The sequence below is a fragment of the Salinibacterium amurskyense genome (genome assembly GCF_002797685.1).
Classification (GTDB): domain Bacteria; phylum Actinomycetota; class Actinomycetes; order Actinomycetales; family Microbacteriaceae; genus Rhodoglobus; species Rhodoglobus amurskyensis.
Genome location: NZ_PGFH01000001.1, coordinates 1,289,486 through 1,306,790, shown reverse-complemented (window position 1 = coordinate 1,306,790; position 17,305 = coordinate 1,289,486). Strand labels below are relative to the sequence as shown.

16 protein-coding genes are annotated in these 17,305 nt (G+C 59.0%); 8 read left to right on the top strand and 8 right to left on the bottom strand.

The window, feature by feature from the left end:
* Positions 1-32 precede the first annotated feature (32 nt).
* Positions 33-1,022: a mechanosensitive ion channel family protein gene (locus tag CLV85_RS06265; protein WP_100388700.1), complete on the top strand. Its 990-nt coding sequence runs from the start codon at positions 33-35 to the stop codon at positions 1,020-1,022.
* A gap of 158 nt (positions 1,023-1,180) precedes the next feature.
* Positions 1,181-1,552, top strand: a complete 372-nt coding sequence (locus tag CLV85_RS06260; RefSeq protein ID WP_100389287.1) for a globin — start codon at positions 1,181-1,183, stop codon at positions 1,550-1,552.
* Between the two features lie 206 nt (positions 1,553-1,758).
* Here the strand turns inward: CLV85_RS06260 and CLV85_RS06255 are convergent, their stop codons facing one another.
* Positions 1,759-2,268 (bottom strand): hypothetical protein, encoded by a 510-nt coding sequence (locus tag CLV85_RS06255; protein WP_147433352.1) that lies wholly within the window; start codon positions 2,266-2,268, stop codon positions 1,759-1,761.
* A 454-nt stretch (positions 2,269-2,722) separates the two neighbouring features.
* Here CLV85_RS06255 and CLV85_RS06250 point away from each other — a divergent pair, with 454 nt between their 5' ends.
* On the top strand, positions 2,723-3,094 hold the full coding sequence (locus tag CLV85_RS06250; protein WP_157847481.1) for a hypothetical protein: 372 nt from the start codon (positions 2,723-2,725) through the stop codon (positions 3,092-3,094).
* A 79-nt stretch (positions 3,095-3,173) separates the two neighbouring features.
* Here CLV85_RS06250 and CLV85_RS06245 read toward each other — a convergent pair whose 3' ends face one another.
* Together CLV85_RS06245 and CLV85_RS06240 are read right to left on the bottom strand one after the other, a co-directional pair.
* Complete coding sequence (locus CLV85_RS06245; RefSeq protein WP_100388697.1) at positions 3,174-3,890, bottom strand: hypothetical protein; 717 nt, start codon at positions 3,888-3,890, stop codon at positions 3,174-3,176.
* Between the two features lie 120 nt (positions 3,891-4,010).
* Entirely contained in the window at positions 4,011-4,409 is a 399-nt protein-coding gene (locus CLV85_RS06240; RefSeq protein ID WP_100388696.1) for a heavy metal-responsive transcriptional regulator, read from the bottom strand.
* A gap of 54 nt (positions 4,410-4,463) precedes the next feature.
* Here CLV85_RS06240 and CLV85_RS06235 point away from each other — a divergent pair, with 54 nt between their 5' ends.
* From CLV85_RS06235 to CLV85_RS06210, 5 genes are all read left to right on the top strand, one after another.
* Positions 4,464-4,766, top strand: coding sequence for a thioredoxin family protein (locus tag CLV85_RS06235; RefSeq protein WP_100389286.1), 303 nt, complete (start codon positions 4,464-4,466; stop codon positions 4,764-4,766).
* On the top strand, positions 4,759-6,114 hold the full coding sequence (locus tag CLV85_RS06230; protein WP_100388695.1) for a dihydrolipoyl dehydrogenase family protein: 1,356 nt from the start codon (positions 4,759-4,761) through the stop codon (positions 6,112-6,114). The genes CLV85_RS06235 and CLV85_RS06230 overlap by 8 nt, the downstream gene beginning before the upstream one ends.
* 345 nt (positions 6,115-6,459) lie before the next feature.
* Positions 6,460-7,884, top strand: a complete 1,425-nt coding sequence (locus CLV85_RS13480) for an HNH endonuclease (RefSeq protein WP_189621820.1) — start codon at positions 6,460-6,462, stop codon at positions 7,882-7,884.
* 63 nt (positions 7,885-7,947) lie between these two features.
* On the top strand, positions 7,948-9,327 hold the full coding sequence (locus CLV85_RS06215) for a restriction endonuclease (protein WP_147433351.1): 1,380 nt from the start codon (positions 7,948-7,950) through the stop codon (positions 9,325-9,327).
* A gap of 341 nt (positions 9,328-9,668) precedes the next feature.
* Complete coding sequence (locus CLV85_RS06210; protein WP_100388692.1) at positions 9,669-10,535, top strand: hypothetical protein; 867 nt, start codon at positions 9,669-9,671, stop codon at positions 10,533-10,535.
* 440 nt (positions 10,536-10,975) lie between these two features.
* Here CLV85_RS06210 and CLV85_RS06205 read toward each other — a convergent pair whose 3' ends face one another.
* The 5 genes from CLV85_RS06205 to CLV85_RS06185 form a co-directional block, all read right to left on the bottom strand.
* On the bottom strand, positions 10,976-12,307 hold the full coding sequence (locus CLV85_RS06205) for an ATP-binding protein (protein WP_100388691.1): 1,332 nt from the start codon (positions 12,305-12,307) through the stop codon (positions 10,976-10,978).
* A gap of 488 nt (positions 12,308-12,795) precedes the next feature.
* The gene (locus CLV85_RS06200; RefSeq protein ID WP_100388690.1) at positions 12,796-13,611 is read right to left on the bottom strand and encodes an HpcH/HpaI aldolase/citrate lyase family protein; all 816 of its coding nucleotides are present in this window, start codon (positions 13,609-13,611) and stop codon (positions 12,796-12,798) included.
* Positions 13,608-14,087 (bottom strand): MaoC family dehydratase, encoded by a 480-nt coding sequence (locus CLV85_RS06195; protein WP_100388689.1) that lies wholly within the window; start codon positions 14,085-14,087, stop codon positions 13,608-13,610. The genes CLV85_RS06200 and CLV85_RS06195 overlap by 4 nt, the downstream gene beginning before the upstream one ends.
* A complete protein-coding gene (locus tag CLV85_RS06190; protein ID WP_100388688.1) occupies positions 14,084-15,271 on the bottom strand; it encodes an acyl-CoA dehydrogenase family protein in 1,188 nt (395 codons plus the stop codon). Before CLV85_RS06190 ends, CLV85_RS06195 begins: the two co-directional genes overlap by 4 nt.
* Positions 15,268-17,301, bottom strand: a complete 2,034-nt coding sequence (locus CLV85_RS06185; RefSeq protein ID WP_100389284.1) for an ATP-binding protein — start codon at positions 17,299-17,301, stop codon at positions 15,268-15,270. The genes CLV85_RS06190 and CLV85_RS06185 overlap by 4 nt, the downstream gene beginning before the upstream one ends.
* Positions 17,302-17,305: the final 4 nt, after the last annotated feature.

Sequence of the window (17,305 nt, the reverse complement as noted above, 5' to 3'; positions counted from 1 at the left end):
CTATTCAGCAGTCGCTCGCTAGGCTCCCAAGCATGGAAGATTTCACGATAGGTGGCCTGTGGGCCGCGGTGCGAGCGTTTTACGAGAGCTCGACGCTTCTTCAAGGTGCCGTGATCATTGCCGGCGCTTGGGTTCTTCGCTTCATTCTGCTGTTCGTCATCAAGCGCGTCGTCGACCGCGTAGTGAACGGTGTGAAGCACAAAGAGAACATTCACGACACTCAAGTTCTGCTGACTTCCCCGCTCGCCGCTGTGCGCGTTGTTCAACGCACTCGCACTCTCGGCGGCGTTCTCTCCAGCCTGGTCACCGTGGCGATCGTGATCGTCGTGCTGCTGCTGCTCTTCGATCTTTTCGCCCCCAACGCCACCGGCGCCTTTGCCCTCATCACGGCGGCGACCGGTGCTGGTCTCGGTTTTGGTGCCCAAAACGTGGTCAAGGATGTGCTGAACGGTCTCTTTATGGTGGCCGAGGATCAGTTGGGCGTTGGCGACATTGTTGACCTCGGGCCGGCGGTGGGTGTCGTGGAGTCTGTCGACATCCGCACCACCCAGGTTCGCGACGTGAACGGAACCCTCTGGTTTGTGCGCAACGGTGAGATCACCCGGGTGGGCAATATGTCGCAGGGCTGGGCGCGCGTGATCATTGATCTTGCTGTGCCGTATGACTCCGATGTGGATGCCGTGCAGGAGCGCATCCTGAAGACCGCCGTTGATCTCTATAAGACCCCCAAGTGGACAACTCGCATCTTGGAGGTGCCCGAGATTTGGGGCATCGAATCTATTTCGGATGAAGCGGTGGTCGTTCGTCTCGTCGTGAAGACGGCATCCGCGACAAAGGATGATGTTGCTCGCGAGCTGCGGGCCCGTTTGAAGAAGGATTTGGATGAGGCGGGTGTCAAACTTCCCGCTTTGAACTCGATCGTGTTGAGTGGCTTTGAGGGTGCTGCGAGTGTGCGCGGTGCACGACCGCCCCGCACGCGCCCAGTGCCCGTGAACTTTGGCGAGGAGAAGCCCAAGAAATGACCGATCCTGAGAACGTGGCTGACGCTGCGGGCGTGGCTGAGCCCAAGAACGTGGCCGAGACTGCGGCTGAATCTGGCAATGCGGCTGACCCCGTGAAGCGCCCGAAGATTCGCATCATTGCGAAGCCGGCGGTGACTCCGGATGCTCCGGCCGATTCGATGTGGGAACTCATCGGCGGTCGCGACACGTTCGAGAAGCTTGTGCGCGAGTTCTATGTGGGTGTGGCAACGGATGAGGTGCTGCTGCCGATGTACCCGGAGCAGCCCGATCTTGAGGGTGCGATCCAGCGCCTGACGGGTTTCTTGGAACAGTATTGGGGCGGCCCGAACACGTACAGCCAGGAACGCGGACACCCCCGCCTCCGCATGCGCCACATGCCCTTCAAGGTGAACCCGGATGCCCGCGACCGTTGGTTGCACCACATGCGCAACGCCCTCGACACCCTCGAACTGCCACCGCTCTACGACGCCGAAATCTGGGCGTACCTCGACCGTGCCGCGCACGCCATGGTCAACACATTTGAGGATTAGGTGCGGAGTGCATGTACGGCATCCTCTTGGCGGCCGCATGAATCATCGATCGGCAGAACGCCACACAATTCGCTTTGGTCATACCTGTTCCTATTCGAAAGACTCTCTGACCTGATCATCTACCACAGAGGCTCTCGATACGTAGCGAAAGTGTCACTCGCCGTGAGCGCTGCTCCGAAAAGATGGGTCAAACTAACCTGTCGAAATTAGAACGAGGATTCCCAACAAGAGTAATCCCACAAAGTTCCTATATCTCTAGCATCCTTATATAAGTATTCGACGCCGAGATATCCCGTAATTCCTGCGCTCCTCATCGCGGGAAACACTGCAGTTTCGCAAAGCTCATCGATAGCCGAGCGTTGCGTGTCGAGGGCTGCTTGCGCGGCGGTCCAATCGACCGCGTTCGCGTAGTCGTAGGTGAAGGTGACGACTGAATAGCTTCCTGCGGGAATGCCGCGATCTCCTCGCGATTCAAAACGGGAGCCAGAAACGAGTGCTTCGCTATAGAGCCCCGGGTACTGGTCAAGTAGGCGCGGAATCGTTGCACGTTCAGCCTCTACATACGCGAGGAGCGCTAGGTCATTTCGATCCTGCTGCTCCTGTATCAAATCGCGTGAAGCTTCTTCAGCTTGCTGAGGCGGCGAGCCGCAGCCAGCTACGCTTGCAGCTAAAGAGAGAGCAAGCACGAGTGAACCAAAGATTTTTCGTCTTTTCATTTGTCTGTCCAGTCTAAGTTCGTCGTCCAGCAATCGGGTGAGTGGACGATCACGCAACGTAAGCGCCGGCAGTGCTTACCGATGACCATAGCGCGGATTCGTCACTCGTCATCGAGAGATGAACGATCAGAGATGAGTTGAAACCTCTAAGTCCACGATCTCCCCCACACTGTGCTGCCATCGGATGCGCCCACCGAGATTCACGAGTTCCGATCGATGAGCGACTTCACTCCGGGGTCGCACCCTCCCTCGGGTTTGCGCGCAGCAACCCGGTCTGTGTGGGGTCTGGCGCGTCCGGGCTGCGGCGCGGGCGTTGGTGCCTCTGTGCATGAGGCGTCACTCCGTTAGTGCCTAGAGGTTATCCGCAATCGATATTCGGAATGACTACGACTAGGGATTAGGGATTGTGAAGAGCCTCACAGCATTGTTTTTAGCAAGCGCATTACTTCTGACCGTGACTGCGTGCAGCAGCAGCGCCGCAAGCACCTCTGAGGCAGAGTCCTCGGGGTACACGGTTGAGGTCGAAGAGCTGGATGTCACAGCTTTCCCCGAGGACTACCCTCTGATCCCAGCGGATGATTTTGCGGCGGCGTTCGAAGAGCTGAAGGCGGCAAACCTCAGCGGGGACGCCACGAGCTATCAGGATGTTGCCGACATGTTTGGTGTTGACGGCGCTTACTACGTGAACAATGACTACGACGCCGGTGGGGTCATCTTCGAATATCACGGCTGGTATGCAGACAATGACACCAACGTTGTCGTGACTTTTGAGGTCAGCGGCGACAACCTCGACATGTATGCCTACACCGGAAACGGCATCAGCTAGGAAGAGCAGAGCTCTGATCGAGTAGCTCTACGGGGCCGCGCACGGTGGGGTTTTGCACCCCACCGTGCGGTCAGGTCTTTTAGTGTTCCTTGAGGAAGGCGAAATGTGCTGCCGCGTGTTCGGACTCTGACGGCTTGGGATGATGTTTCTTGGCCGCCAGGAGCGCTCGATCAAAGCACTCCAGGTACTCCTCCGTAGCGCCGATGCTCACGATTTGGCGAACCTCGGGAAAGTAGATTTCGCCGGGGCTCACGTGGGAGTGTTCCTTGTCGGGCTCGAGTGATCTGATCCCATCGGCGGTGACCGCGAAGTAGGGCTCCACGCGTTGCAACACCGGTACGTCGCTCACATCCCAGATATGCGCGTCGAAACCATCGATGAGGCCCGCAGCAGTGACGACGATCGTCTGGTCCTTGGCGCCGCTGGGAAACATGACGTGTCTGGATGCCCGAGCCAGAGCAGCATCCACGATGACCCGCGAGGGTTCTCCTCGGGGACGTTTGGCGCCCAACTGCGTCGCCACGTCGCTGGGCTTTCGTTGCTTGATTGACGTGACGGTGTCCTCTACCGCATCGGCAACCTTGAGCCGAGATATTGTGCGCTCCGGTGACAGAACTACGAACACCGGCGGGAGTTTCTCTCGGTACACCCAGTGGCAGGCGACCGAATGGAACGGTTTGATCAGACCCTGGGTCTGCTCGGTAGGTTCCTCGCCGCGAGCATCCGCATCTGGCATGAGCCGGAAGGTGACCCCGGCACTTCGAAGCGTCTCGATTGCGGGGCTAGTGATGGCCATGACGCCACTATATTGGTCGCGCCTTCCTGAGGGCGAGGACGATCAGGAACACAAAGAGGTGCGATCCAGCGCCTCACCGGCTTCTTGGCACACTGTTTGGGGCGGGCCGAACACGTACAGCTAGGTGCGCGGGATGATGGTGCAGATCTCAGCCTCGGTGCAGTTGGCCGGGTCGAGAGCCTTAGCCTCGTGGATGAGTTGCTTCAGCTCCGCTTCGAGCGCCGCCAGGTCTGTCAGGCGCTCCTGCACGCCTTCTAGTTTGTGTTCGAGCAAGCTTGAGACGTGGGTGCAGGGTGCTTCGCCGGCATCCCGCAGCGACAGGATGCTCATGATTTCCGAGAGCGTGAGCCCCGCGGCTTGGCTGTTGCGGATGAACGTGACGCGGTCGACGACGGCGGGATCGTAGTCGCGATACCCGTTGCCTTGTCGCTGAGGCTCGGGCAGAAGCCCTTGCTTTTCGTAAAAACGGATCGTGTGGCGGGGAACATCCAGGCGATCGGCTACTTCTCCAATAAGCATGGGGCAACACTAACGCTTGACCTTCAAGTGCACTTCAAGGTTTACGGTGAAGGTATGGAAATCACGCTGCAATACTTCGAGGGCTGCCCCAACTGGAAGGTTGCCGATCAGCACATCACCGAACTCGTACAGGAGTTCACGCAGATAACCGTGTCGCGACACCTGGTCGACACGGTCGAGGAAGCTGAGCGTGTGGGGTTCCGCGGGTCGCCGAGCATCCTCTTCGATGGTGTGGATCCCTTTGCCCAGCCGGATGCCCCGGTCGGGCTTGCCTGCCGCCGCTACATCACCCCGGCTGGCTTTGCCGGCGCACCCACCGTTGACCAGCTGAGAGAGAAGTTGAACAGCCATGAGTGACAACAACTATGAATTGCTCGTCATCGGAGCCGGAATGGCCGGCATTGCCGCCGCGAAGAAGACGGCGTCACGCGGGTGGCGCGTCGGAATTGTGGATGCACTCCCCTATGGCGGCACGTGCGCGCTTCGTGGATGCGACCCCAAGAAGATCCTTCGGCGCGCTGCAGAGATCGTCGACTCTGCCCGCCTCTTCGCCGACAAGGGAATCAACGCGGATGACCTCAGCGTCAACTGGGCTGACCTCATGCAGCACAAGCACGGCTTCACCGATCCGGTGCCCGAGAGCATGGAGAAGGGGCTCAAGGCGGCCGGCGTTGACACCCTGCACGGCATCGCGACGTTCGTCGACAACAACCACATCGAGATCGACGGCACCAAGTTTCAGGCAAACAAGTTCTTGATCGCTACCGGTGCAGTGCCCCGCGAGCTCAACTTCCCCGGCCACGAGCACCTCATCGACAGCACGGGCTTTCTCAATCTCCCCGAGCTTCCGCGACGGATTGCGTTCATCGGCGGCGGCTTTGTGTCGTTCGAGTTTGCGCACATCGCTGCCCGCGCGGGAAGCACCCCGGTAGTCATCGACCGCGGCCGCATCCCGCTGAAGGGTTTTGACCCCGACCTCGTCGAACTCTTGCTCAAGCGTGGTGAGAGCGCTGGCGTCGCCGTGCGCCGCGAGACAACCATCACGAGTGTCGAGAAACTCACCCAAGGTTTCCGGGTTACGACTCAACAGGGCGACACAGAATCCACGATGGATGTTGACCTCGTCGTGCACGGTGCGGGGCGCACCGCAGACCTCGATCGCCTGAACCTCGAAGCGGCCAATGTCGCTTTCGGCCCTCGCGGCATCCAAGTTTCGGAGCACCTTCAGAGCACCACGAACCCTGACGTGTATGCGGCCGGCGATGCTGCGGACACCCCAGGGATGCCGCTGACACCGGTGGCGGTGTTCGAGGCCAAGATCGCGGCATCCAACATGTTGAAGCCGAATTCGGCGACACCGGATTACAGCGCCATTCCCACTGCGGTGCTCACCATTCCGGAACTTGTGAGAGTCGGCATGCTCGAGCACGAGGCCAAGGAAAGCGGGCTCAACGTTGACGTGCGATTCACTGACACGAGCGGATGGTTCTCCAGCTACCGCATTGGTGAAACGACCGGTGCGACAAAGATTCTGGTCGACAAGAGCACCGACCGCATCATCGGCGCCCACCTCCTCGGCCACGACTACGCCGAACTCGCCAACACGATCGCTCTCGCCATGAAGAACGGCCTCACCACCCGCCAAATCAAGGCGACAACCGCCGCTTACCCGTCGACCGGGTCAGATCTGGGGTCGATGGTCTGAGGCGGTTAGGTGCTCGGAATAGCCCGGTATTGACGGTGCAGCGCATGACGTGCTTTTTTGAGCAGCATCCGGCGGGCCCGAATACACACAGCACGGAGTTCGGTCACCGGGCTTCGCATGCGCCACATGCGGCAAACCGCCGGCCGCTCTCCCGAACCACCAAATGGAAGACCTGCGTAATCGAACTTGTGCTCACCGATTGCGTACACGCGCTCTATAACCAAGTAGGCAACAACGGTAATGGCTGATCCGAACAATGCCTCCGCGCCGCCCGCACCAAAAGCCACTTCTCTCCATAGAGCGTGGAATCCACGCACAGCGTGACCGTCACGCCATACTGGGCCCATGTATTCCCGATCTGATGGCACTGAAGTTGCCCCTGCCGAAACGCTCGCGCTATGGGCACCTGTGGCCTACGAGACACTCAAAGAAGTTGCTCATCGATACAACAACACGATTACCTACAAGAAGCTTGCGCTGCTTTTGCAAAGCAGAACGGGCATCAAAACAGATCAACTAATCAAACACTGGATTGGCGATGTTCTTGAGATTGCAGCGCAACGTGCAGCTGACGCTGAAGAACCACCACTGACATCGCTCTGTATACGCGCTGACGGGTCCATGGGGCCAGGGTACGAACGGGCGCCTCGGTTCGGAGCAGAAAGCACGGCTTCTGATGTTGACGATATGGCTGCCGAGCACAGGCTGCTCTGCTACAAGCGTTACGCCAAAGATCTGCCGGAAGACGGCGGACAGCCGACGCTCACGCCACAGGTTACAGTCCGGCGCCGCAAGAGTCTCGTTCCCAATGCCGACGCGGTCTGGCTCGAAGATCTAATCGAACACGGCCGTCTATCGGTGAACGACCACGTCCCGTTTAGCACCCATGTACAAGTAGCTAAGCTCTTCGGTCACGACTTTAAAGGCCACCAAAGGGCGACGATACGGCTCGATGAGTCCATAGAGGTCTGGTTCCCGAAGATGTATGAGAACAAGGACTGGGCCAACTCGCTTTCCGACATGGGCGACACGATCACCATGGTTCCTGTTCTCGGGGGCGAGTACGCAGATGTTATGGAGTCGAAGCAACTTCGGGAATATGTATTCACCTTCGGCCACATGAAGTCCCGACCGGGCCCCAACTATTACGCGTTCCTTGGAGTTTTCAAGGGTGAGTCAGAATTTTCAGACAACACCAAATGGGTATATCGACGCGTAGCCGACACCATTTACTTCGACGGTAACGGCTGGTGCAGCTTTGAGCCCACAATTGTTCGCGGTGTCCTAAACGACCAGATCGCCGAGGCTGCAGACGCTGACCCGAAGTTGACTTCTGCGATCCAAAAGGACTTCGACTTAGGAGTTTTCCGCGTCGAGGATCAGACCGGAACGACGAAGATACGCGGGAGCGCCCAGCGCGTCTTCTCGAAGGCAGTGAAGGCGAACTATGGCGGGGAATGCGCCGTGACTGGCATCAGCACACGCGAGTTCTTGGTGGCATCCCATATCGTTCCGTGGAGCGATGACGAGAATATTCGGACCGACCCTAGCAACGGCATTTGCCTGTCGACCTTTGTCGATCGCGCATTTGACGCGGGCTTCCTCGAAATACGCCCGAACGCCCGGACCTCTGTCCGCTGGGACAAAGTCAAAAGCGACCCGATCCTCAAAGCCGAGCTGAGAAAGATCGATGACGTCGAACTAGCTAAGCCAGCTTCGAGTCCTCCTGACCCCGCAAAGTTGAATCGGCGAATCGAGCTGGGATATTGAATCGCGCGGTTGCCCGACGCGCACGTGCTCGCGGGTGCCCGTGAGTTCGAATTGGAGAGAACTATGGAATTTCTGACGCTCCGTGAGCTCAGGATGTTCTTCATGCGCGAAGGAAAACTGGCGGGTTCTGTTGCCGATTGGGCTGTCGAGGGCGAGCCCAAAATCGTAAAAATGCATCTTGAGCTCCTAACAACAGAACTTCGAGACGATCTCGCGGCCGTGACGGAGGATGAGCAGACTTCTTTGTTCGGAGTCTTCATTGCGGCTGCCCGGAAATGTAAAAGCGGTGCGCTCGTTGAAGCGGGCCTCAGAGATTTGGAAATTTCCGAAGTGCTTCGCCGGATATCCGGTTTGGACGGCGTATCCCGCAATGAGCGCATTCAGGACTTCGCAAACAGGGAAAAAGAGAAGAATAAACGCGCTGCGCGGAAGGCAGCCATGAACCTAGCAACAAGGCGCTGGACCCGCGAACAGGCAGCCCTTGCGTCGCGGGAGGAATATCGCGCGCACGCCAGCACAAGAGCGATTGAGTTCGTCGAACGCACCAATACCAATCGAGATGAGTCTGTATCGTTCGATGACCTCCTCCATCTCCACCGAGAATTAGGGAGACTCGCAGGACCGTTGCATGCGCTTGAGGAAGATAGCGGTGCGGGCGCCGTTTCCCAAGCGATCCGAGTCATCACCGTGGCGTACGTGCAGCGAATGACGGAAGAACGCAGGTTCGACAATTCTGGCGCGAAGTTCATCACTCTCACATGGAGCGACGTCTCAACTGAATTCCAAGCGAACATGCTCGAACAGGTAGAACTAGCTCGGGACCAGTATCTTGAAGACTTTCCGTTGGGCACCCCGCTCCCCCTCGGCGATGACGAACGCAGGGAAGAAGAGGAGAGGCGAGCCGCGCAACGGTTGATAGCGATACAGAGGGCGAGATTAGCCATTGAAGAACTCGTTGCGCCTCTTACTGAGCGTTGGTTGTTGTTAACGGCAGCTCTCGCGGAGAGGGACCAGAAATTGAGGAGCAAACGTGCGGAGACTGGGTTTGCTGCACCGGTCGCTCAGCCTTACGGAGTGTCGCCCCGTGGCGCCGAATTATGGGTTGCTGATGCCATGCGATCACTTGGAGCTCATGACGCAACGGTCACTCAGCAGTCTCAAGATGGCGGGGTCGACGTCGTGACTAGCCGTTTTGCAGTAAGCGTCAAACACTACGCAGGAGCCGTACCAGTCGAAGAAATACGCGAAATCTTCGGGGTTGCAATCACCCTCAACAAGACCCCCGTGCTCTGGACTTCCGGATCCCTCACAAAAGCGGCCTTCGAGTTCGCTGAATTAGGACCCGTTGCAGTAATTCAATACAAGGTGGAGGAGGCGACGTGGGTCGGTCTAAACGCCACTGGGCAGGGACTCATCGACGAAGGGGCCGGACCTGTTTTGTAAGCCCTGAACCCTCTAGTCGGTTCTTGACACAGCGCTTGCTGACCCGCGAACAATAATGAGGACTCCGTTCTCGGGGGGAGCCCTCACCACCAGCTTCCATACACTTCAAACCCTACGATTACTCACCAATCAAAAGTTCTCTAGCGCGCTAGTTTTTGGGTCGGTGGATCAGACGTCGGCGATGTTGTTCAGGCTGGTGCCCTTGAGCCGATTCCAGAGCGTCACAGGACAAGAACCTTGCACCCCACTCTCGATGGCGTCTTGACACTAAATTCTCCCCAACCCAGAACGACCACCTAGGCCAAGTTTGATTTTGACTGCCGCCCTGTACGCTTCGGTTCATGGAGCAGCTGACGCCTGGAGCACACTCGGACCCAATTGTCGCCCCGGCACCGGCTGATAAACGCGGAGCATGGCGAGCGGTCGCATCTTTCCGCAAACTCGATGGCGAGGAGGCCCAGTGGGAGCTTCGCGCGTGGGGGAACACCGAGGATGCCGCGCGTCAAGCCGTGATAGCGGGGATTGACAAGGAGCGCGGAACACGGGTGCAGACAATGGGCTTTGACACGAAGGCTGTGCAAAAGTACATCGCTGCCTCGAGCCACATGCACGACCTTCGTCAATCCTTATCTGCTATCGACGCTGCCGCAGGCGCAGACAAAGCGGATACTCAACGCCACCTCATAGTGCAAGCAGTGAGCATCTATGGACGTACGTGGGGGTCGAAAGTACGAGGCGACTTGGCTGATTATGTCCAATTCTCCCCAGACGACTCCGAGCTGACCGAAAGCATTCGTATTCTCCGTAATCGATTTGCGGTGCACTCCGAGAACACGATGACGGTAACGGTGCCACTTTTCGATTTGGAACGGCTGTCAGACGGTTCAGTCGAGCTCGTGAAGATTCGGAGCATGACGTTCGAGCAGCCGTTACCACGGGACTTCGTTGAAAGAGTTCGCGAGATGATAGACAGCTTAATCGGCCGGCTTACAGAAGCCTTAGAGGTGTTGAAGCGACAGATCTTCGAGGAGGCGACCGACGCGATGCTCGCTGCATTATTCCAGCGCCCCGAACTCATCCAAATGAGGGCTGTAAGCGCGGATACTTGGTCGCCGGCAGATCGACGACCTCCGTTTCCGTCCTCTCGGTTCCGAGATGTGCACATTCTCCCGGGCGGTGATGGGGCGACCAGCGCGACGGTGACTTGATGCTTCGTACAGCTCGACCTATTGCGTCACCAGGCGTTAATTCTTGTGCTTCGCATCTCTCCCCGAAGCCCCCGGATTGACTGGTAACCGAAGTGTCTCGAAACGCATGAACAGCGAGGCTGGGCGGTTACGAGACACGGTCGCGGCGGCTCTGCGTGAAAATAGATGGTCGCGCATTCGAGCATCGATTGACTTCCGCATCTGTGGGAAAATAGATCAAGTCGAAACGGTGCCACGTATCCCGCCGTTTAGGAGCACATCTATGGATGGGTGTTCACCCATGTGCGGACGTAGAGAAAGACCTCGCGTGCGACTCGGGCAAGCGAGCGAAAAGAGAAAGCGACAAGCAGCAATCGAAGACCGATTCGGAGCACGTAAAATGGCGTGTCGAACAGGAACCCTCGAGTGAATAACCAGCCATTCACCTAACAAAGGTCGAACTACGCGGATCCGAACATCGCGCTATCTACTCGGCATGAGGCTCGACGAAGAGCGTCCGCCACCTTTGAATCTGTGGCGTAGTAAACATCAAAACACATCTTCATGAGCTCAAGCACTCCCCCCACGTCGGCGTGAATCTGCTCGTCTTCTAGGCTCTTGATAGACACGAGGAAGTGTTGCGCTTCACTCGCGGTGACAATCTCGATCTCTCCTGCTCCGCCCGTTACCAACTGGTCGTAAAAGCGGCGGCGTTCTACTGTCGAGGGGTGCGGAGAGTCAGCTAACGGTGGACTTACTTTCATATCGCTTGCAGTGGAAAGCCGCTCCAGAAGTCTTTTCTTAGCGGGTGATCGCGTAGCAACCTCCGCGACGTATGCATATAGCTCATCATGGGACAGCCGAGCTAGTACGCGGTAGAACTGAACTGGGAGGTATCCTGTTGTCCCAGCTGCCGCCTGGCGGATGTATTGCTCCGGGTTGCCGACATTCTGGCGGATCAGGAAATCACCGAGCACGTCGTCGCTGGAAAGTGCTGTACGCACAATGCGGTTCTCACCGAGTGTAATTGCGGTTGCGGGCTGGAGGTCGCCCACGAGTTTTAGGGTCGGTGCGCCGGCTACCTCGTCGAACTCGCCCTCTTTTATGAAGGAGATCTGATCGAGAAGTCCCTCATCGATGAGGACTGTCTGTCCATTCGGCCCTTTGAGGATGTTTTCTGAGAAATCCAAGACTGCCGCGTTCGACGCGCCTGCTCTTACGAGGGTTTCGATGTGGCTCATCATGGCACGTTGCTCCCGCAGTTTCGCATCGTCCAGAAGTCGTTTCAACTCCGGAAACTTGATCCGCTGCGATCGAGAATTATATCTATAGAGAATGTCTCCTTCGAGAATCTTGGCATTCTGCTGTTGGTAGTTTTTGGTCGCGACGAGCGGCTTATCGTCGGATTCAAACGTGTAAATAGCACCAAGAGTGAGGCCACCCGCCAATTCGATCAGACCGAGCGTCCAGTGGATTTCTGGTGAAAAAAGTTGATTAAGGGACTCTGTGAGCTTCGCCTGGTCCAAATCATCGAAGTTGATCTTCGATTTGCCAGTTAGCCCTACGGCCACACGGGGCTTGTCTTCGATTCCGAACAAGATGTACCCGCCGCGTGAGTTGGCGAAAGCCGCCATCGTTCGAGCGTAAAGCCCGATCGACCCCCACATGAAAGTCTCCTTGAACTCCTTAGTCGCACTTTCACGCGTCAGTACGTGGAGGATGCCATTATCGGACTTCGTCTTGACAAGATTCGCTATCGCTGAATCGGAAAAGGGATTCTCTCCTAGACGCACTGGGTCACGCCCTCGAGCGCCAGAATATCGAACATAAACTCAATCTATGGCACAATCGGCCGTTGCGGTGACAGAACCCACTAGGGAGCTTCGACCGATATGGCCGACTGTTATGGCTAATTTTTCACGTTCACGACGAGGCGTCACCGGCCACGCCCTTGGCGTGCGCGTGGGATCAGCGAACGAATGCCCGCCCCACCCAGCTCCATATCGGTCCGCCCGCCTAGAGCTTTACAAACCTAGAAATATTGGAAGTCTCGTTGGCGCCGTCCCGCCTTTCCCCGTACTCCTGATTTTCCGCGGCTCGGAAATCAGAATGAATTCTCATAACTACGTGTCACAACCATCTGTTTAAATCAGCAGACACCTCGACAGATATGAGGCACATTGGCCCAAACCACGCAGCTGATCGGGTATGCCCCCAGTTTCAACGCGAACGCAGCCGACCGAGTGCCGTGTCCGCAGTTCTCCCGGGCAATAGATTGGCTTCAACCCTCCCGCAACCCCGCCCGCGCTACCACGCACTCCGCGTGCCGCAGGATGGGGCCGTCGACCATGCGGCCCTCGAAGCTGAAGACGCCAGGCTGCGATTCCGCGGCGGCGAGAAGTGCCCGTGCCGACGCGATTTGCTCGACCGTGGGCGCATAACTTTCGCGCACAATAGCGACCTGAGAGGGATGAATGCAGGCCGTTGCCGTGAACCCGAGAGCCGCGGCATCCCGAGCCTCAGCACCGAGACCCTCCAGGTCTGCGATGTCGAGATGCACCGCATCAATCACAGCCTTCGAATAGGCACCGGCTGCCAACAACACCGACGAGCGCGCGTGCAACGCGACACCACGGTACGGGCCGGAATCTTCGCGCGACGATGATCCGCCGAGCGATGCCACCAAATCTTCGGCACCCCACATGAGGGCAACCACGCAATCCAGCGCCGCCAGACTTGTGGCCGCCAGCACACCCCGCGCCGTCTCGCACAGGGCTATCACGTCGAGCTCTTTCAGCGCATCGAAGTCAGCAACCGACTCCGACTTGGAGAGCATCACCGTGCGGTACTCCGTCTGCTCCAACGCCTCGAGGTCACTATCGTGATCCTCGGTGCCCGCCGGATTCAGTCGCACAATCGTGCGGGCCGGATCCATCGGGTTAGCGATCAGAGCAGCGCGGGCCGCAGCCTTATCGACGCTGGCAACGGCATCCTCAAGGTCAATGATGATGGCATCCGCGCGCTCCAGCGCCTTGGCATAACGGTCGGGGCGATCGCCCGGAACAAACAGAATCGACGGCCCTAAAGTGAAAATCACGGTGCGCCCTCCTCAGTCCACACCATCACCGAACGGGTTGCGACAGCCACCACAACACCGTCCTGGTTCTTGGCCGTGTGACGCAACGAGATGATTCCCTGGCCGGGGCGCGACTTCGAGAGCCGCTTCTCCAGCACCTCACTCTCGGAATACATCGTGTCGCCGTGATACAGCGGATGCGGAAAGTTGACCTCGGTGAAGCCCAAGTTCGCCACAATCGTGCCCTGAGTCAGTTGAGCGACGGATGCCCCCACCATCGTCGAGAGCGTGAACATCGAGTTCACCAAACGCTGCCCGAACGGCTGCTGCTCCGACCACGCGGCATCCAAGTGCAGCGACTGCGTGTTCATCGTCATCGTCGTGAAGAGAACATTGTCAGCCTCGGTGACGGTGCGGCCGGGCGCGTGCAGATAGACCGCGCCCTCCTCGAACTCGTCGAACCAGAGACCGCGCTGCTGAATACGTTTGCCGGTCATAGGGTCGCGAATCCCAGCTCACGAGCAATGACCATCATCTGCACCTCAGTGGTGCCCTCACCGAGCTCCAGCACCTTCGAGTCACGGTAGTGGCGAGCGACAGGGTTCTCGTTCATGAAGCCATAGCCACCAAAGATTTGGGTGGCATCCCGAGCGTTATCCATGGCCGCCTCGCTGCTGATCATTTTCGCCAAGCTCGCCTCCATCTTGAAAGGAACTCCGGCAACCAGTTTGCGGGCTGCGTCGTACGTTGCCAAGCGTGCCGAGTGAACCCGCGCCTGCATCCGCGCAATCTTGAACGCAATGTGCTGGTTCGAGCCAATCGAACGACCGAAGACGTGACGCTCGTTGGCGTAACGGATCGACTCCTCCAGGCAGCCCTGAGCCGCACCGGTGCAGAGTGCCGAGAAAGCGACGCGACCCTCATCCAGAGCCTCAATGAAGTTCGCAAAGCCACGGCCGCGCTCCCCCATCAGGTTCTCTTCGGGCACGCGCACGTTGTCGAACGACAGCGGATGCGTGTCAGAAGTGTGCCAGCCGACCTTGTCGTAGGGCGGGTGCACCGTGAAGCCGGGCGTACCGTTTGGAACGAGGATGGCGCTCAGCTCAGGCTTGCCATTCTCCCGACGACCCGTGACCGCCGTGACCGTCACGACCTTCGTGATCTCGCTGCCCGAGTTAGTGATGAACTGCTTCGTGCCATTGATGACCCATTCGCCATCGACGAGCTCGGCAGTGGTCTTGGTTCCCGCAGCATCGGAGCCGGCATCCGCTTCGGTCAGCCCGAAACCAGCGAGAGCTTCACCGCGCGCGAGCATCGGAACCCACTGCTGCTTCTGCTCTTCGCTACCGTGCTTGAAGATCGGCATCGCGCCAAGACCGATGCCGGCCTCGAGCGTCACCGCGATCGACTGGTCAACGCGAGCAAGCTGCTCAATCGCGAGGCACAGCGAAACGTAGTCCTTGCCCTGCCCGCCAAACTCCTTGGGGAACGGCAAACCGAAGAGACCCATCTCACCCATCTGGGCGATGATGCCGTAAGGCAGTTCACGCTTCGTGTCGTACTCATACGCTGCCGGGGCAACAACCTTGTCCGCAAAATCGCGCACGTCAGCGCTCAACTTCAATTGCTCATCGGTGAGGCCGAGGTGGGTGATTTCGCCGCGGGTAGCGTCGTGACTCATGAGGTTTCTCCTTCAGTGCTCGCTTGTGGCGATTCGATTCGGGCAACGATCTGATCGCGTGTGACCAGATCGCCAGGCTTCAAGCTGATGTCGACAACCCCATCGAGGGTTGCGACAACGGGGTGTTCCATCTTCATGGCTTCAATCGTGAGCACCGTCTGACCGGCAGTCACAGAATCTCCGTTCGCCACCGCAACGGCCACAACGGTGCCGGGCATGGGCGAACGCAACTCGGGATCGACCACGCCGGCGACTCTCGCGAGCGTGGCGCGGTGGTCGGCCAACGACTCGGCGCGAGACTGCGCAGTGAGAGCCCAGGAAGTGCCCTCCTGCCCAACCCACACCGTGGCGTCGACTGTTTCCATGGCGAGACGGATGCTCTGCGCACCCCACTCGACACCGGTGCTCGTCAAGCGCGCCGGAGTGGTGGTGCCGTCGATCGTGACTTCCGCTGCGTTGGGTGGGCCGGCAACCAGAACCTCGTGCACCTGCCCCGCACAAGCGAGACGGTAGCGGGCAGGGCGATGCTGGCCCACACGCCATCCGCTGGGCTGCTGCCAAGGTGAGCCCGGCATCCAGCGCTCGGAATGGATGCTCAGAGCCGCCGCTGCGAGCACCGCCGGAGTGGGGGCGGTGAACTCGATCTCGGCAAGCGCGCGCTCGATGAGGCCGGTGTCGAGATCGCCGGCTTGTACGTCGTCGCGGTTGAGGAGGGCGCGGAGGAATTCGATGTTGGTGGTGACGCCGAGGATGACGGTGTCGGCGAGAGCACGGTCGAGGGCTCGGAGTGCTTCGGCGCGCGTGGCGCCGTGGGCGATCACCTTGGCAAGCATCGGGTCGTAGTTGGCCGAGACTGTGCCGCCCTGGATGAGCGAGCTGTCGACGCGGACGTTGGCCGCTGCGGTGTCGGTCGTGCTGGCGCTGCTTGTGCCAGCGCTGGCCGCACTGCCGTCGCCGGCCTCGTGCAGGTGCACGATCTGACCGGCGGAGGGCAAGAAGTCGTTGGCAGGATCTTCGGAGTAGATGCGCGCCTCAACCGAGTGACCCGTAAGCACCGGTGTCTCCACCGTGAGCTTCTCGCCAGCAGCGATTCGCACTTGCCACTCCACAAGGTCGATGCCGGTGACCATTTCGGTGACCGGGTGCTCCACTTGCAGTCGCGTGTTCATCTCCATGAAGAAGAACTCGTCGGGAGCATTGTCGGAGACGAGGAACTCGACGGTTCCGGCACCGATGTAGCTCACGCTGCGCGCAACCTCGCACGCTGCTTCGCCAATGCGCTGCCGCGTTGCCTCATCGAGCAGCGGGGATGGGGCTTCTTCGATGATCTTCTGGTGGCGACGCTGCAGCGAACATTCGCGTTCGCCCAAGTGGATGATCGTGCCGTGACTATCGGCCAGCACCTGCACCTCGATGTGGCGGGGCTTCTCGACGAGGCGCTCAAGGAAGAGAGTGTCATCGCCGAACGCGGCACTGGCCACACGGTGAGCAGAGTCGAGTGCACCAGCAACGGCGTCGGGCTGGCGCACGATCGTCATGCCCTTGCCACCACCACCAGCCGATGGCTTGATCAGCAGCGGGAATCCGACCTCGGTAGCAGCAGCGACCAGATCATCGTTCGTCATGCCCGGCTCAGCGATGCCGGGGATCACAGCGACGCCACGCTCAGTCACGTGCTTCTTCGACGCGATCTTGTCACCCATGATCTCGAGTGCTTCGACACCGGGGCCGATGAACGTGATTCCGGCAGCGGCGCAGGCCTCAGCCAGCTGTGCATTCTCGGAGAGGAAGCCATAGCCCGGGTGAACCGCCTCAGCATGCATGCCGTCTACGGCATGAGCGGCAGCAACGATCGATTCGACCGAGAGGTAGCTGTCGATGAGCACCGCGGCATCCGCCACTTGAACGTGCTTCGCGTCACGATCGTGCTCGGTGTAGACCGCGATCGAACGGATGCCCATCGAGTGCAGGGTGCGCGTGATGCGACAGGAAATTTCGCCACGATTGGCGACCAGAACGGCAGAGAACATGGCA

Coding starts and splice junctions, on each gene's coding strand:
- CLV85_RS06185 (WP_100389284.1), bottom strand. CDS start 17,301: ATGTTCTCTGCCGTTCTGGTCGCCAATCGTGGCGAAATTTCCTGTCGC.
- CLV85_RS06195 (WP_100388689.1), bottom strand. CDS start 14,087: ATGACCGGCAAACGTATTCAGCAGCGCGGTCTCTGGTTCGACGAGTTC.
- CLV85_RS06240 (WP_100388696.1), bottom strand. CDS start 4,409: ATGCTTATTGGAGAAGTAGCCGATCGCCTGGATGTTCCCCGCCACACG.
- CLV85_RS06260 (WP_100389287.1), top strand. CDS start 1,181: ATGTGGGAACTCATCGGCGGTCGCGACACGTTCGAGAAGCTTGTGCGC.
- CLV85_RS06215 (WP_147433351.1), top strand. CDS start 7,948: ATGGAATTTCTGACGCTCCGTGAGCTCAGGATGTTCTTCATGCGCGAA.
- CLV85_RS06230 (WP_100388695.1), top strand. CDS start 4,759: ATGAGTGACAACAACTATGAATTGCTCGTCATCGGAGCCGGAATGGCC.
- CLV85_RS06190 (WP_100388688.1), bottom strand. CDS start 15,271: ATGAGTCACGACGCTACCCGCGGCGAAATCACCCACCTCGGCCTCACC.
- CLV85_RS06235 (WP_100389286.1), top strand. CDS start 4,464: ATGGAAATCACGCTGCAATACTTCGAGGGCTGCCCCAACTGGAAGGTT.
- CLV85_RS06265 (WP_100388700.1), top strand. CDS start 33: ATGGAAGATTTCACGATAGGTGGCCTGTGGGCCGCGGTGCGAGCGTTT.
- CLV85_RS06245 (WP_100388697.1), bottom strand. CDS start 3,890: ATGGCCATCACTAGCCCCGCAATCGAGACGCTTCGAAGTGCCGGGGTC.
- CLV85_RS06255 (WP_147433352.1), bottom strand. CDS start 2,268: ATGAAAAGACGAAAAATCTTTGGTTCACTCGTGCTTGCTCTCTCTTTA.
- CLV85_RS06210 (WP_100388692.1), top strand. CDS start 9,669: ATGGAGCAGCTGACGCCTGGAGCACACTCGGACCCAATTGTCGCCCCG.
- CLV85_RS13480 (WP_189621820.1), top strand. CDS start 6,460: ATGTATTCCCGATCTGATGGCACTGAAGTTGCCCCTGCCGAAACGCTC.